Raw genomic sequence first — 12,825 nt, 5'->3', positions numbered from 1 at the left:
AGCGACGAACGATCGCGCCCGTCACCCGCAAGCCCCCACTTCGCCGCACGCCGTGCAGAAGTCGCATCCGTCCTTGCGAATCACGGCGTTCGCGCCGCACGACCCGCATTTGCGTCCCAGCATCGTATGCAGTCCTGGTAGCACGCCAGGCGGCGTCGATTGCAACGTGCTGGTTTCGGCTTCGCCCGGATGCGGGCGGATGCCGAAGTCCGCGGGCAACGCGGTTTCCGCTTTCATCTGTCCGCGCGGCAAACGCGCGAGCAGGCGCGATGGAACCTGATTGCCCTCGGCATCGAGGAACCCACGCCGGTGCAGGATCTGCTGGATTGCAAAGGCGAGGGCGGCGACTTCCGAGTCGTGCCAGCGCGGCGTGCGGTGACCGTCCAGACGCTGCACTTCGCCAAGACGCACTTGCCCCCGATCCCACGACACCTTGCGCATGTCCTGCAGATTGCGTGCGACGAACCCGCCGCGCGCGGCGAGCGACAGCGAACGCATGGTGGCCGTGATCCATTGCTGCGACTCGTCGCGCTGACCGGTCGGGATAAAGAACTCGATGGGCCGCTCGATCGTCACGTCTTCTCCGCCGAGACGCCCCGTCACCTCGATAAACGACACCGCGACGTATAGCGATTTCTTGCCGGCTTGCGTCAGATACTCGACCTTCTCGATGATCGCCGGCAGCTCGCCTTTCGGCCGATGATCGATTGCGATACGCAGCGGATCGAGATCGGTTTCGGCCAGCGTGTCGTCGGCTTGGGGCGGACTCACGCTGAGCACCGCGCCGAGGGTTTCGTTCGGCCGATACGTGGCGAGACCCTTGAGGCCGTTTTTCCATGCATCGAAATAGAGGCTCTCGAAGGCTCCGAACGGATAGTCGGCGGGCACGTTGACCGTCTTCGAGATCGACGTGTCCACGTAAGGCTGCACGGCCGCCATCATGTCCAGATGATCGCGCGCGGACATTTCGAGTGCGCTGACAAAATAGTCGGGCAGCCGGCTCACGTCGCCGCCCAGCTCGCAGTAAAGCCGGTACGCGTAGTCTTCGACATCGAACGATTCGCGGCCGCCGTCCGCCATCACCTTCATGCGCGTATAGGTCCACGAGAATGCAGGCTCGATGCCGTTGGACGCGTTGTCCGCGAATGCGAGGCTTACGGTGCCGGTCGGCGCGATCGACAGAAGATGGCTATTGCGAATACCGTGGCGGCGAATCGCCTCCTTGATGTCGTCGGGCAAGCGCGATGCGAACGTGCCCGCTTCGAGGTAGCGCGCGGCATCGAAGAGCGCAAACGCGCCGCGCTCCTTCGCGAGTTCCACCGAAGCGCGATACGCCTCGTCGCGCATCAGCCGCGCAATACTCACGGCGAAGTCGCGGCCTTCCTGCGAGTCGTAGCGCAAGCCGAGCATTACGAGCGTATCGCCGAGTCCGGTGAAGCCCACGCCGATGCGGCGTTTCGCGCGCGATTCTTCGTATTGCTGCGGCAGCGGCCACAGCGTGACGTCGAGCACGTCGTCGAGAAAACGCACCTGCGTGCGCGTGCGCCTCGCGAGACCGTCCCAGTCGAATGACGGCTTGCCGCCTTTCATTTGCGCGAACGGATCGATCACGAAACGCGTGAGATTTAACGGGCCGAGGTTGCAGCAGCCATAAGCCGGCAGCGGTTGTTCGCCGCAAGGGTTGGTCGCGCGAATCGTTTCGACGGCGCGCAGGTTGTTGTCGTCGTTCATCCGCGAAATGAAGACGATGCCCGGTTCTGCGACGTCGTAAGTGGAGCGCATGATGCGGTCCCAGATCTCGCGCGCGGGCCGCTCGCTGTAGACCCACATACCGTCGTTCCGCTGCCTGACGTCGCCTGCCGCGCGCAGCGCCGGCGATGGCTCGGCGCGATGCACGAGCTGCCAGGGCTGATCTTCTTCGACCGCCCGCATGAATTCGTCGGTCACGCCGACGGAAACGTTGAAGTTGTTCCAGCGTCCCTTCGAGTGCTTCGCCTCGATGAATTCGAGCAGGTCCGGATGATCGCAGTCGAGCACGGCCATCTGGGCGCCGCGCCGCGAGCCCGCGCTTTCGACCGTGCGGCAGGACGCGTCGAACACATCCATATAACTGCACGGACCGGACGCCGACGAACTCGTGGTGTGAACGCGCGCGCCCTTTGGCCGGATCGCCGAAAAGTTGTAGCCGACGCCGCCGCCGCGCCGCATCGTCTCCGCGGCTTGCAGCAGCGCGACGTAGATGCCGGGCAGCCCTTGTTCGTCCACGCCTTGAATCGCGTCGCCGACCGGTTGCACGAAGCAGTTGATCAGCGTGGCCGCGATGCCGGTGCCCGCCGCGCTCATGATGCGGCCGGCGCCGAGCGCGCCATGTCGCAGGTTATCGACGAAAAGCGCTTCTACCGATTCGCGCAGTTCCGGCGGTTCGGCCTCGGCGACGCCGCGGGCGACGCGCCTGAAGACGTCGTCGGTGGATTGTTCGTCGCCTTTCGCGTACTTTTCGAGCAGGACGTCGGTGGCAAATTGCTGCGGAGCGACTAGAGGAGTGGGAGGCGCGCTCGCCGCGCCGGTGTCCTGCCGGGTCGACGGATGCGGCGTGTCTTCTGCCATGGTATGCCCTCGAGCAGCGCCGTGGCGCGCACGGCGCGATAGGTGAATATGCACGTCACGTTACCGCCGCGCGCTGAGCAGGCGGGTGACGTGACGCAAGCAGGTCCACCTTAACGCACGTGGCGAAGGGCCGCAATCGGGGGAGGGTTGTGCGCGGCGCGGTCTGGGAACCGCGTGGCCGCGCCGGCATGCAGACAGGGATACAGCAGAAAAATCAGGCTTCGGCAGGTAGCGCGCCGACAATTTCGGCGCAGATCATGGCGGAAGCATTCGCCGGCGCTGGGCGCTCGGCCGGCTTGAATACCGCGTCGCCGCGTCGAATCTTGCGACGCGTCACTGCGCACGTTCCCGAAGTGTGCGCGGATCTGCGCCGCCAGCGCTGCTCGCCGTAATGACATCGCCCCGGCTCGACCCAGCGGATCACCAGCGTCGTGTCGGAGCGCTCGAGAATTTCGATGCGTACGCCGTTGGTACCGTCAAGGGGGATGGACTCAAGGGTCATCATCGTCGGCTCCGTATTTGTGGGTGTGCCGAATGTAGACCTGCGCGCGCCGCAGAGCCATTGTGTCCCCGTTGAAACACTGTTCCCTAATTAGCAACAATCAGACTTGACTTTCGAAGGGGCTTGAATCGGCGGGGCCTGGCGGCGAGCTTGCTATCACGAAATGGGATAGGAGCGTTTTTTGCAACGCAGTGTTGTAATCGCTGAGACACCAGAACCGCGGTCAGAGGCGTGCGCGCGCTTCCTTTAAGATGTCATTGCGATGGTTCGAGCGCGTCCCGCAAGTCTAACGTGTTTGGCTTTGGCGAGTCGGCTCGCGCGCATCCCGGTTTCAACATTGGCATTAATAGAAGAGCTCACATGAATTCACGTCCACCCGTCACCCCGCCAGACTCGACGCATTCCACGGAGTTGCCGGCAACGCCTGGGCGCGTCAAGAAGCAGAGGGCGGCTTCGCTGGTGCTTTACATTGGGCTCGTGCTGCTGGCGTTGTGGGTCGTGCGCGACTTCATCCCGGTGGTCGCCTGGGCAGGCGTGCTGGCGATTGCATTGTGGCCGCTGCTGCGCAAGGTCGAAGGCAACCGCTGGCTCACCGGCCGCACCACCTTGATCGCGGCCGTGCTAACCCTTGCGATAGCGTTGCTCGTGGTGCTGCCGGTCGGCATCGGCATTGCGCAGGCCTTGCGCGAAGCGCGTGACCTCAGCGAGTGGTTCAAGACCGCGCAGGAGAACGGCATTGCAATGCCGGATTTCCTTCACCGTTTGCCGTTCGGTGCCCAGCAGGTCGCGGCCTGGTGGCAGGCCTATCTCGCGCCGCCGTTGCGCGATTCCGCAGCGATGAAGGGCTTGCACAGCACCACGGTCGTCACGCTCGGGCGGCACTTCGGCGCGCGCGCCGTGCATGCGGTCACCGTCTTCGCATTCATGCTGGTGACGTTGTTCGTGATCTTCCAGGCAGGGCCGCGTCTGTCGGGCGCATTGAGCCGGGGCCTGCGGCGCGGTTTCGGTGAAGACGGCGCGCAGCTCGTTCAGCGCATGGCCACGGCGGTACGCGGCACCGTGTCCGGACTCGTGGTAGTCGGACTCGGCGAAGGCGCGTTGCTCGGCGTCGCCTATTTCGTGACCGGCTTGCCGCATGTGGCGCTGCTTGCGCTCATCACCGCGATTGCTGCGATGTTGCCGTTCTGCGCGCCGATCACTTTCAGCCTCGCCGCGTTGTGGCTGTTCTCGCAAGGATCGGTGGCGGGCGCAATCGGTCTGCTGGTGTTCGGTGCGATCGTGGTGTTCGTCGCCGAGCATTTCGTGCGGCCCGTGCTGATCGGCAATTCGACGCGCCTGCCGTTTCTGCTCGTGCTCTTTGGCATTCTCGGCGGCGCCGAGACGTTCGGCCTGCTCGGCCTCTTTATCGGCCCCGCGTTGATGACCGTGCTGATGGTGCTGTGGACCGATCTCGTGCAGTAGTTGCATGCACATCAATGCAATGCCCGGTCCCGCTCTGCGCGGCGCCCGCCTCAGGGCCGCTGATTCGACGGATGCTCCTGCACCGGCGATCTCGCGCAGCCGAGTGTGTATTTCAATGCGCCCGGTAGAAGGGCGCTCCATACGTCCCACGTGTGGCCGCCGTCGATAATGCGCAGCGCTGCCGGATTGCCGGCCAACCGAAGGTGCGTGTAAAGCAAAGACGCGTCGGCCTGAATGGCGAGATCGTCGTCGCCGGCGGCGATAAAGACGGGCACGCGATAAGGCCGGCTCATATAGCGCTCCCACTGCGCCGGGTAGTTCAGTTCGTGCCAGATGCGCGGATCGAATTGCCGCTCCCCGAACACGCCGACACGTCGCGCGGCCGAACCGCGCGGCGGCTCGTTTGCATAGATGGCAGGGCTTAGCAGCAGCGCGCCGCAAAACCGTTCCGGCTGCGTCATCACGTAGCGCAACGCGCCGAAGCCGCCCATCGAGACGCCGCCGATCATCCGCCCGGCGCGCTGGGTCGACACGGCGTAGTGCGTTTCGATCTCGGGCAGGAGATCGTCGAAGAAAGCGGTCTCCATCTTTTCCTTGCGATCGACGTACCAGTCGGTGCCGCCTTGCGGCATCACGACCGCGACCGGCGGGATATCGTGGTGTTCGATCAGCGCGTCGACCGTGCTTTGCAGATGGCCTTGGGTTATCCAGTCATTCGCGTCGCCGTTGTTGCCGTGCAGGAGATAGATGACCGGAATGCGCGCGGCGTCCGGACGATAGCCGGTCGGCAGATAAAGCGTGTAGGACCAGTCGCGACCGAGCGCGGACGAATGGAAGCTTCGATTCGTTACCGTGCTTGCAAAAGACGAAGCGCCGCAAGCGGCGCAAAGAACAGCCAGCACGGAGTGTAGGAATGGACGCATGTCAGGGTAGGAAGCAGCCGCGCCAGATGACGCGCGGCCGTCATGCTATCAGCATCCGGTGGATCTTTGTCCAAAGAGCTTTACGGCGATCCTCTGTTCTCGATACCGGGCACGCAGCGGGGTAAAAGCTCTGCAAGGCGGCGTGTCGAGGTGCCGCCATGCGCATTGCCTTCGGCGCTTTACGGCGACGTGCGGAGTCGCGTGGTGAAAAGACGCGTCACGAGGCGCTTGAGCGGCTCGGTCCCGCACGCGACGGCGAACAAGGCCGTGACCGCGCACGCGTCGGCGAGCAGACCGAGCGGATAGTTCAGATAGCCGTCGGTTGCCGCATACAGCACCGAGTCCACCACGAGCGAGATTACTGCGCCGGCGACGAAGCAAAGCAGGCCCTTGCGTCCAATGACACCGATCAACGGCAGCGACTCAGCGAGTTTTTTTGCCCAGCCAAGCTCGATCAGGTTGGCGACAAGCCATGCGATGGCGAGGAAGTTGACCGCTCGCAAGTAGGACAGATTCTGCTTGAAGCTCGCATCGAGCGGCTCGCGTTCAATAAAGAGCTTGTAGTAAGCGGCGAGCGCCACTACCGAGCACGCCGCGAAAGTGACGAGCCAGCCGAAGCGATGCTCGCTCACTCGCTGATAGACGGGCTGACAGCGCGCGAGCGCGCCGAGCACGAACAGCAACTGCCAGGCGAACGGGTTGAAGTCCCAATGCATGTCGGGCGCGGCCGGCAGATACGCATTGATGGCCGGCGCGCCGGCCCACAGCGCTACGCTGCCGGCAAGCAGAAGCCAAGGCTTGCTGCGCGCAAGCGGCAGGATCATCGGCACGAGGAGCGCGAAGAAAGCGTACATGGGCAACACCGACGCAAGGTAAGGCTGGCGGCGGAACAACAGGATGTCACGCATGGCGGCGACGGGCGTGTCCATCAGGTCGTCGAGGTCGGTGATCGCGAGGTTCGGCGCCTCGATGCTGAATGCGTTCAGGACCGCGCTCACGAGCAGCATCAGGCCCGCGGTCACGAGAAACGCCCGATAGATTTCCAGCGAGCGCCGCAGGAAGCGGTTGCGCGCGATGGTTTCGCTACGCCGCTCGGCAAGCGCCGCGTAGGCCGTCGCGGTAGCAAAGCCGCCGAGGAAGACGAAGACTTCCGCGGCGTCGCACAGCGCGTACGCGTGCAGCGTGACACGCGACAGAATGCTTCCGCCGATGTGGTCCACCACGATGATCAGCAGAACGAGTCCGCGAAAAAAGTCGAGCTCGACTAAACGGGATTGCGACGGTTTCATTGTTTTTATGCCAAAAGCAGCCGCGTGCGACGGCGCGCTCTTTCAGCGCGTCGGGCGTCTCACATGGCTTTGGAATAGTGGATGAGTGCTGCGGCGGCCGCGCAATCGCGTTGCCGCTGTCGACCGGCACGAAGGCACGGTTGCACGATGCAGTAAAAATGACCCGGGCAGAGCGGCGGAGTTCCGCTTCGGTGCCGCGAAAGTCAGCGATTATATTTCTTTCTGTGACAAGTCTGCTCGGAGTCACGCAAATGGGAAGCCCGCCCACATGGGTTGTCGGCGGAATAGGCGGTTAAAGACAGTGGAGATTTCGCAACGTTTTGACATATCCAAGCGACACCCAATGGACGGACGGCTTACGGCGTGTGAGGATTTCCCGTAAGCGCGTCAGGCATCTAGAAGCGCGTTGTCGTAGGGTCAAGAAGAAGGCGTCGGATCGAGTTAGGCCCATTACTCGAGTGCAGGGGGATCGTCATGAACAAGCAAGTGTTCGCGCTCGCTGTTTCCACCGCTGTGTCCGCCGCTTTCAGCGCACCAGCTTCGGCGCAGACGAGCGTCACGCTGTACGGCGTGCTCGACGAAGGCATCAACTACACGAACAACGCCGGCCGTGGCCATGCCTACGAGTTGGCGAGCGGCTATGCGCAAGGCAGCCGATGGGGGCTAAAGGGCGCGGAGGAACTTGGCGGCGGTCTCAAGGCGATTTTTCAGCTCGAGAATGGTTTCGACCTGAGTTCCGGGCGATTCAATCAGGGTGGCCGTATGTTCGGGCGGCAGGCTTTCGTCGGCCTGAGCGCGGACCGCTTTGGCACGTTGACGTTCGGGCGCCAATACGATTCGGTAGTCGATTATCTGGCGCAGACCACGGCCAATGGCAATTGGGCCGGTTCGCTCTTCTCGCACCCCTACGATAACGACAACACGGATAACTCGTTTCGCCTCAACAACACCGTCAAATATACGAGCCCGTCGCTTAGCGGTTTTCAATTCGGCGGCACATACAGCTTCAGTAACGATACCAACTTCGGCAATAACCGCGCTTATAGCGTCGGCGGACAGTACGCCTATGGAGGGCTGCTCGTGAGCGCCGCCTATTTACAGGCCAATAATCCCGGCAATGGCGTGAATGGTGCAATTACCGCCAATGACGCCAGCTTTGTCGCAACCCGTATGCGCGTATTCGGTGGCGGCATTACGTATAACTTTGGTCCGGCTACGGCGGGCTTTGTGTACAGCAACTCGAATTATCTGAATCCGACCGGTAATGGTTATCTCGGCGTTACGCCGCTGGTGCCGCCCGGCGTATTGCTGAACTCGTTGAAATATCAGAACTTCGAGTTGAACGGAAAATACCAGTTTTCACCGGTGCTTTTCGTCGGGGCGCAGTACGTCTATACGATGGAAAACTACGACGCGTCGAGCGGCGGCGTCAAACCGAAAATCCATTCGTTTGGTTTGATGGCCGATTACAACCTGTCCAAGCGCACCGATGTCTACATTCAAGGCGAGTACCAGCACGTGACTGGCGACTCCACTTACTCGATACTCGATGATGCGTTTATAACCGGCGCACAAGCGCCGTCGTCGACATCGAAACAGGTCGTGGTGCGCGCCGCGATACGGCATAAATTCTAGATCCGGCCTGTACGCCGCCGCCGATAGCGACGATACAAAAAGAAAAACGCGCCCGGTGAGCAGTTCACCGGGCGCGCCGTTTTTTGCCGGTCATTCGCACCGGCTGCTTCATTCGATGCTCAGTTCATCAGGACGTTTTGCACCAGAATGCCGGCCATCACGCCTGCGGGAATGCCGAAGGTTCGGCCGCGGAGAGTCGCACTCAGATCTTCGTCGAGAATAAAGCTGCTGCGGCGCTTGCTCCATACCGTCTTGTATAGAACCGGCCTGGTGTCGGCGATAAGGAGCGAGATGACCGCCGTCGCAATGACCTGTTCGAATGCATGCAGTCTGGCCATGAGCGGGGAAAATTCAGCCCCGACGCAGAACAGCACCATGATGGCGGTAGCGATCACGGCGCCAAAGAAGAAACCGCTCATGAAGCGGTTGGCTGATGTAAGAGAATCCACTTGAGCCTCGACTTCTTCATCGTCCGGGTGAGGGTTGATGAAGCAAAATATTCTGAAGGGAAGGTATTTCAGTTGAGTAACTGGGGAGCTTTTTCGGTGCGCGGCAGTCAGCATCAAAAGAGGCCTAAGAATATTTTTTTTATGCTCTTCAACCTATCGTCCGTTTCCTAATCACGCTTCGGAGAAATCCTAAAGCGCGAGGGCGGATACGGGCCCCGCCCCGGCTTAGTCAACCGTGGGACATTGACCTGACTTCTTCGATGGAGATTTCATGAGCAATCGTGCGACGCAAATTCTTCCTCACCATCGCTATGTTCATTCGCTGGGCGCGCCGCTCGCCTGCGTGCAAGGCACAATCAGCAAAGTATTCGCGAGTCCGGACAACCACCACGGCGCGAATCATCAGCATATGGTCATCAAGATCGACAAAGTGTTGAAGTTCGAAGGCGGCACGCAAAACCTGGTGGGCACAGAAGTGTTCGTGGCGGTTCGCTTCGGCGACAACGAGGGACTGTCCGAAGAGATTCCCGGACTACAAGCCGGTCAACCGATCGAGGTGCAAGGCGAATACATTCCCGAGGCAAGCGCCTATCCGACCGACGACAATTCCGACCCCGTCCTGCCAGTCCTGCATTTCACTCACCATCCCGTCGGCTACGTGCGCTATGCGGGGCAGTACTACAGCTGACGCTTGCCGGCTCGACCGCCGTGCGTGGCCCATCGCCTTTTCTAACCGGCCATTCAAGTTATGACGGCGGCGTGCCGTTAAGCAGATGGCGTCGATCGCGTTGCCCGCCCGTTGCGCGCGCAACGACGCATGCAAGGCCGTGCGTAACGTTTGTATCAGACTGTGTGACGCGCCGGGATTTCTGTTGAAGCCACTTTACAATTCTGCTGGGAATTTAGTCCGGTCTGGGCCGTCCGCGAAGGGAGTGGCTGCTTTGAGCGCCCGAATCCGCCGCCGCGCGAGCGACGAATCGACGAGCGGGCCGGTCGAATGCAAGGCAAGAACAGCAAGGGTGCGGGGCGCGCAACGCGCGCTCGCCGGGCCGCAACACGACAGGCTGCGCGTTGTTCAATCGCGCGCATCGCATGCGGCAAGGCGCCTGCGACCTGCCAACAAGATACGTCAGGATTCGAACATGATCGGAAAGCGTTTCGACAGAGCAATAATGGTCGGCATTGCCGGCGCGTGGCTGGCGCTTGCGATGACCGGTTGCGCGAACGTCGGGCAGCAGGGTGCGCAGGGCGACGGAGCATCGGCAACAGGCGCCACAAGCCTTGCAGGCACGGCGGGAGCGTCTGCATCGGCGAATACGCCGGCGCCGGCCGCCAATGAAGCCTCACCACTCAGGAGAGCGCCGCCGCTGGTGTATCGGGTCAAGCGCGGAGACACGCTGGCGCGCATCGCGCAGCGTCATCATTGCAGTGTCGGGCAGTTACAGGCTTGGAATGGCCTCAAGGCATCGTCGCGGTTGAAGCGGGGCCAGGTGTTGCGTGTTGCATCGCCGGAAACGGTGCAGGCGGTCAACGCGGCAGCGGCTGCCGCTAAAGCCGCCGCTGCTACGTCGAGCGCGTCTGTCGCGCAGACTTCCGCGGCCGATGGAGCCGCAGCCGGAACGTCGTCAGCCGCGCAAGCTTCGGCGGGCCCGAGCGCCGCCGAAGCGCGCGAAGTCGCGCAACAGACCATGCGTCACGCGAACGGTGTCGCGCTCGCGTGGCCGGCGGGCGGCCGGGTGGTCGAAGGGTTTCAGCCGGGCGAAACGCGCGGCATAGAGATCGGCGGCAAGGCAGGCGATCCGGTTCGTGCTGCGGCCGACGGCAAGGTCATGTACGCCGGTACGGGGCTGAACAGCTACGGCAGTCTCATCATCGTCCAGCACAACAAAGACTTCCTCACCGCCTACTCGCATAACCGCAAGCTGCTGGTCAAGACGGGAGACATCGTTCGTCAAGGGCAGCAGATCGCCGAGATGGGCGATCAGAACAACTCACGCGTCTCGGTCGGCTTCGAATTGCGCCGCGACGGCAAGCCCATTGATCCAATGCCGTATCTGCCGCAAGGACGCGGCTAGGCGCATCTCGTCGGGCGGCTTCAGTCGAGCTGCCCGAGCCACCCGAGCGCCGCCGCGACGATTGCTTCCGGCGCATCTTCCTGCACCAGATGGCCTGCGCGCGGCACGGCCTGAAAGCGCGCCTGCGGAATCAGCGCGGCCAGACGGCGGCCGCGCTCCAGCTCAATCCACCGATCCTCTTCGCCCCACAGAATCTGCGTCGGGCAGCGCAGTTGCGCATAGCGGGGTTCGACTTCGTCTGTGTAACGCTGATCCATTTGCGCGATCTGCCGGTAGAACGCAGCTTGCCCTGTTGCGCCGAGCCATGGTGTTACGTACGGCGCAAGCTCGTGATCTGTGATGTCGCGCGCGATCGCGCCGCGCACATACGCGTTGACCACGGCCTCGTGAATGTAGGGCGGCAGCCCTGCGAAGGCGTCGCCGTGGCGGCGCACGTGCTGGACGAACGGCGAACCCCACGGCGCGAGCGCGACCGGATCGATCAGCATGAGGCTGCGGTAGTCACAACCGTTGATCAGATGCGCACGCAACGACGTGGCTCCGCCGAAGTCATGCGCGATCACATCCGGGCTCTTCAATTGCCAGTGCGCGAGCAATTCGGCGAGCAACTCATTCTGGACACCGAGAGACACGTCCTGGCCGTCGCACATGGCGGACTGCCCGTAACCCAGCAAATCGTAATAATGGACCGTGCGATCTTGCGCGAGATGCGGCGCGATGCGATGCCAGACATAAGATGAAAACGGTGTGCCATGCACCAGCACGAGTGGCGGGCCGGTTCCTGTCAGGTTGAAGCGCACGCTTTGATCGCGGAACGTATAGGTTTGGGGCAGTGGCCAGTCGTTCATGGCAGTGAGCGGTTGTGACGAAGTCTGCTTACGTTAGCAGGGCTCGCGACAGCATGCATCACGGTTTTGCGTGGTTTTAAACGGCCGGCGCGGCGATCACCTCCAGACTCTCCTCCGCTTGACCGCTCGCATCCCGCAAAAGCTCACCGTAAAATTGTTCAGCAAACCTAGGCAATTCGATCGATAGGTCTTTCATCGCGCTTGCACGGCACCTCCGTCCACCAGTCACGCATGCATCATCTTTACGAATCGCGCATGAATGCCCTTGAATCAGGGCGATTTTGCGCCGTCATGGTTAGCAAAGCCTGGTAATCGCTGATTGGCGACGCTCCGCCGCTTAGGAACAACCACGCCGGATTGGAGCAGACTACTCGCATGCAACGGCTTGCGAACGGTGAGGAAATCCGGGAGGCGCTGGCAGTCGGTGACTACTTCGCTTGCGCGCCGCGCAAGAGTTGCGATACCTGGCCATGCAAATGGAGTATCGCCGGATCGGCCTGCAACAGCGGCAGATAACGCGGCAGGAAAATATTGTTCGGCTGGTCGGGGGAGAAGAGGCCGGTAACGGCTTCGGCAGCGGCGATCCGGTCGGTGGCGTCGGCTTCCTTGTCGTCGAGAATTTCGTCGACGTTCGCGATGATCGTCGAGAGCGGCGTGAGCCAGCGGAAGCCTGTTCCGTTGATCAGCACTTGCAGAAACGCCGCAGGCGTAACCGGGCCGAATTCTTTCTCGTACGACGCGCGCTCATGATCGAGTATCGCCTTATGCAGCGCCAGCAAAGGTCTGCGGATCTCCGAGAGGAATTGGGTGCATTGCTGGTCGTTCATGATGCGGCTCCTTCGGATGGTCAGTGCAGGTCTCGCCCATGCTAACAAAAATGCGGCGCCTGGGGCCGCTCCGGTGCCATTGCACAGCAGTGGCGGGGTCCAGGCGAAGTTCTTAATGCACGGCTACAATTCGCCGAACCCTCACAGTCACTAGCGCGATGCCTGGCTTGCAGTTACGCGACGACGCCTTTGCAACGGCGCATATTGGC

General features: G+C 62.1%; 11 protein-coding genes. 4 read left to right on the top strand and 7 right to left on the bottom strand.

All coding sequences use genetic code 11. The features are described 5' to 3' along the window. Window positions 1-21 precede the first annotated feature (21 nt). Window positions 22-2,607 (bottom strand): adenosylcobalamin-dependent ribonucleoside-diphosphate reductase, encoded by a 2,586-nt coding sequence (locus tag ACTJLB_RS22880; RefSeq protein WP_440784540.1) that lies wholly within the window; start codon window positions 2,605-2,607, stop codon window positions 22-24. Window positions 2,608-2,821: 214 nt separating this feature from the next. Continuing rightward, window positions 2,822-3,109: a DUF3331 domain-containing protein gene (locus ACTJLB_RS22875; RefSeq protein ID WP_027779345.1), complete on the bottom strand. Its 288-nt coding sequence runs from the start codon at window positions 3,107-3,109 to the stop codon at window positions 2,822-2,824. A gap of 360 nt (window positions 3,110-3,469) precedes the next feature. Here ACTJLB_RS22875 and ACTJLB_RS22870 point away from each other — a divergent pair, with 360 nt between their 5' ends. Further along, window positions 3,470-4,570 (top strand): AI-2E family transporter, encoded by a 1,101-nt coding sequence (locus tag ACTJLB_RS22870; RefSeq protein ID WP_440784539.1) that lies wholly within the window; start codon window positions 3,470-3,472, stop codon window positions 4,568-4,570. A 50-nt stretch (window positions 4,571-4,620) separates the two neighbouring features. Here the strand turns inward: ACTJLB_RS22870 and ACTJLB_RS22865 are convergent, their stop codons facing one another. Next, window positions 4,621-5,493 (bottom strand): alpha/beta hydrolase, encoded by an 873-nt coding sequence (locus ACTJLB_RS22865; RefSeq protein WP_440784538.1) that lies wholly within the window; start codon window positions 5,491-5,493, stop codon window positions 4,621-4,623. A gap of 179 nt (window positions 5,494-5,672) precedes the next feature. Next, window positions 5,673-6,782 (bottom strand): OpgC domain-containing protein, encoded by a 1,110-nt coding sequence (locus ACTJLB_RS22860; protein WP_440784537.1) that lies wholly within the window; start codon window positions 6,780-6,782, stop codon window positions 5,673-5,675. 474 nt (window positions 6,783-7,256) lie between these two features. Here ACTJLB_RS22860 and ACTJLB_RS22855 point away from each other — a divergent pair, with 474 nt between their 5' ends. Further along, entirely contained in the window at window positions 7,257-8,417 is a 1,161-nt protein-coding gene (locus ACTJLB_RS22855) for a porin (protein WP_440784536.1), read from the top strand. A 119-nt stretch (window positions 8,418-8,536) separates the two neighbouring features. Here ACTJLB_RS22855 and ACTJLB_RS22850 read toward each other — a convergent pair whose 3' ends face one another. Then, window positions 8,537-8,980: a hypothetical protein gene (locus ACTJLB_RS22850; protein WP_227471270.1), complete on the bottom strand. Its 444-nt coding sequence runs from the start codon at window positions 8,978-8,980 to the stop codon at window positions 8,537-8,539. A 157-nt stretch (window positions 8,981-9,137) separates the two neighbouring features. On the opposite strand from ACTJLB_RS22850, the gene ACTJLB_RS22845 reads away from it, so the two are divergent. Further along, window positions 9,138-9,554, top strand: coding sequence for a hypothetical protein (locus ACTJLB_RS22845; protein ID WP_020070410.1), 417 nt, complete (start codon window positions 9,138-9,140; stop codon window positions 9,552-9,554). Between the two features lie 454 nt (window positions 9,555-10,008). Continuing rightward, window positions 10,009-10,941 (top strand): peptidoglycan DD-metalloendopeptidase family protein, encoded by a 933-nt coding sequence (locus tag ACTJLB_RS22840; protein ID WP_440784535.1) that lies wholly within the window; start codon window positions 10,009-10,011, stop codon window positions 10,939-10,941. Between the two features lie 20 nt (window positions 10,942-10,961). On the opposite strand, the gene ACTJLB_RS22835 is transcribed toward ACTJLB_RS22840, so the two are convergent. Both ACTJLB_RS22835 and ACTJLB_RS22830 read right to left on the bottom strand, forming a co-directional pair. Then, the gene (locus tag ACTJLB_RS22835; protein WP_440784534.1) at window positions 10,962-11,789 is read right to left on the bottom strand and encodes an alpha/beta fold hydrolase; all 828 of its coding nucleotides are present in this window, start codon (window positions 11,787-11,789) and stop codon (window positions 10,962-10,964) included. A 428-nt stretch (window positions 11,790-12,217) separates the two neighbouring features. Then, entirely contained in the window at window positions 12,218-12,616 is a 399-nt protein-coding gene (locus ACTJLB_RS22830; RefSeq protein ID WP_020070413.1) for a hypothetical protein, read from the bottom strand. Window positions 12,617-12,825 lie beyond the last annotated feature (209 nt).

This window comes from Paraburkholderia sp. 22098 (assembly GCF_052045935.1).
GTDB lineage: Bacteria > Pseudomonadota > Gammaproteobacteria > Burkholderiales > Burkholderiaceae > Paraburkholderia > Paraburkholderia caledonica.
Note: the sequence above shows the minus strand (reverse complement) of the source record. Positions and strands in the feature narration are given on the sequence as shown.

Bases quoted from the DNA above. Each gene is read 5' to 3' on its own strand.
- ACTJLB_RS22880 (WP_440784540.1), bottom strand. From the start codon at position 2,607: ATGGCAGAAGACACGCCGCATCCGTCGACCCGGCAGGACACCGGCGCG.
- ACTJLB_RS22875 (WP_027779345.1), bottom strand. From the start codon at position 3,109: ATGACCCTTGAGTCCATCCCCCTTGACGGTACCAACGGCGTACGCATC.
- ACTJLB_RS22870 (WP_440784539.1), top strand. From the start codon at position 3,470: ATGAATTCACGTCCACCCGTCACCCCGCCAGACTCGACGCATTCCACG.
- ACTJLB_RS22865 (WP_440784538.1), bottom strand. From the start codon at position 5,493: ATGCGTCCATTCCTACACTCCGTGCTGGCTGTTCTTTGCGCCGCTTGC.
- ACTJLB_RS22860 (WP_440784537.1), bottom strand. From the start codon at position 6,782: ATGAAACCGTCGCAATCCCGTTTAGTCGAGCTCGACTTTTTTCGCGGA.
- ACTJLB_RS22855 (WP_440784536.1), top strand. From the start codon at position 7,257: ATGAACAAGCAAGTGTTCGCGCTCGCTGTTTCCACCGCTGTGTCCGCC.
- ACTJLB_RS22850 (WP_227471270.1), bottom strand. From the start codon at position 8,980: ATGCTGACTGCCGCGCACCGAAAAAGCTCCCCAGTTACTCAACTGAAA.
- ACTJLB_RS22845 (WP_020070410.1), top strand. From the start codon at position 9,138: ATGAGCAATCGTGCGACGCAAATTCTTCCTCACCATCGCTATGTTCAT.
- ACTJLB_RS22840 (WP_440784535.1), top strand. From the start codon at position 10,009: ATGATCGGAAAGCGTTTCGACAGAGCAATAATGGTCGGCATTGCCGGC.
- ACTJLB_RS22835 (WP_440784534.1), bottom strand. From the start codon at position 11,789: ATGAACGACTGGCCACTGCCCCAAACCTATACGTTCCGCGATCAAAGC.
- ACTJLB_RS22830 (WP_020070413.1), bottom strand. From the start codon at position 12,616: ATGAACGACCAGCAATGCACCCAATTCCTCTCGGAGATCCGCAGACCT.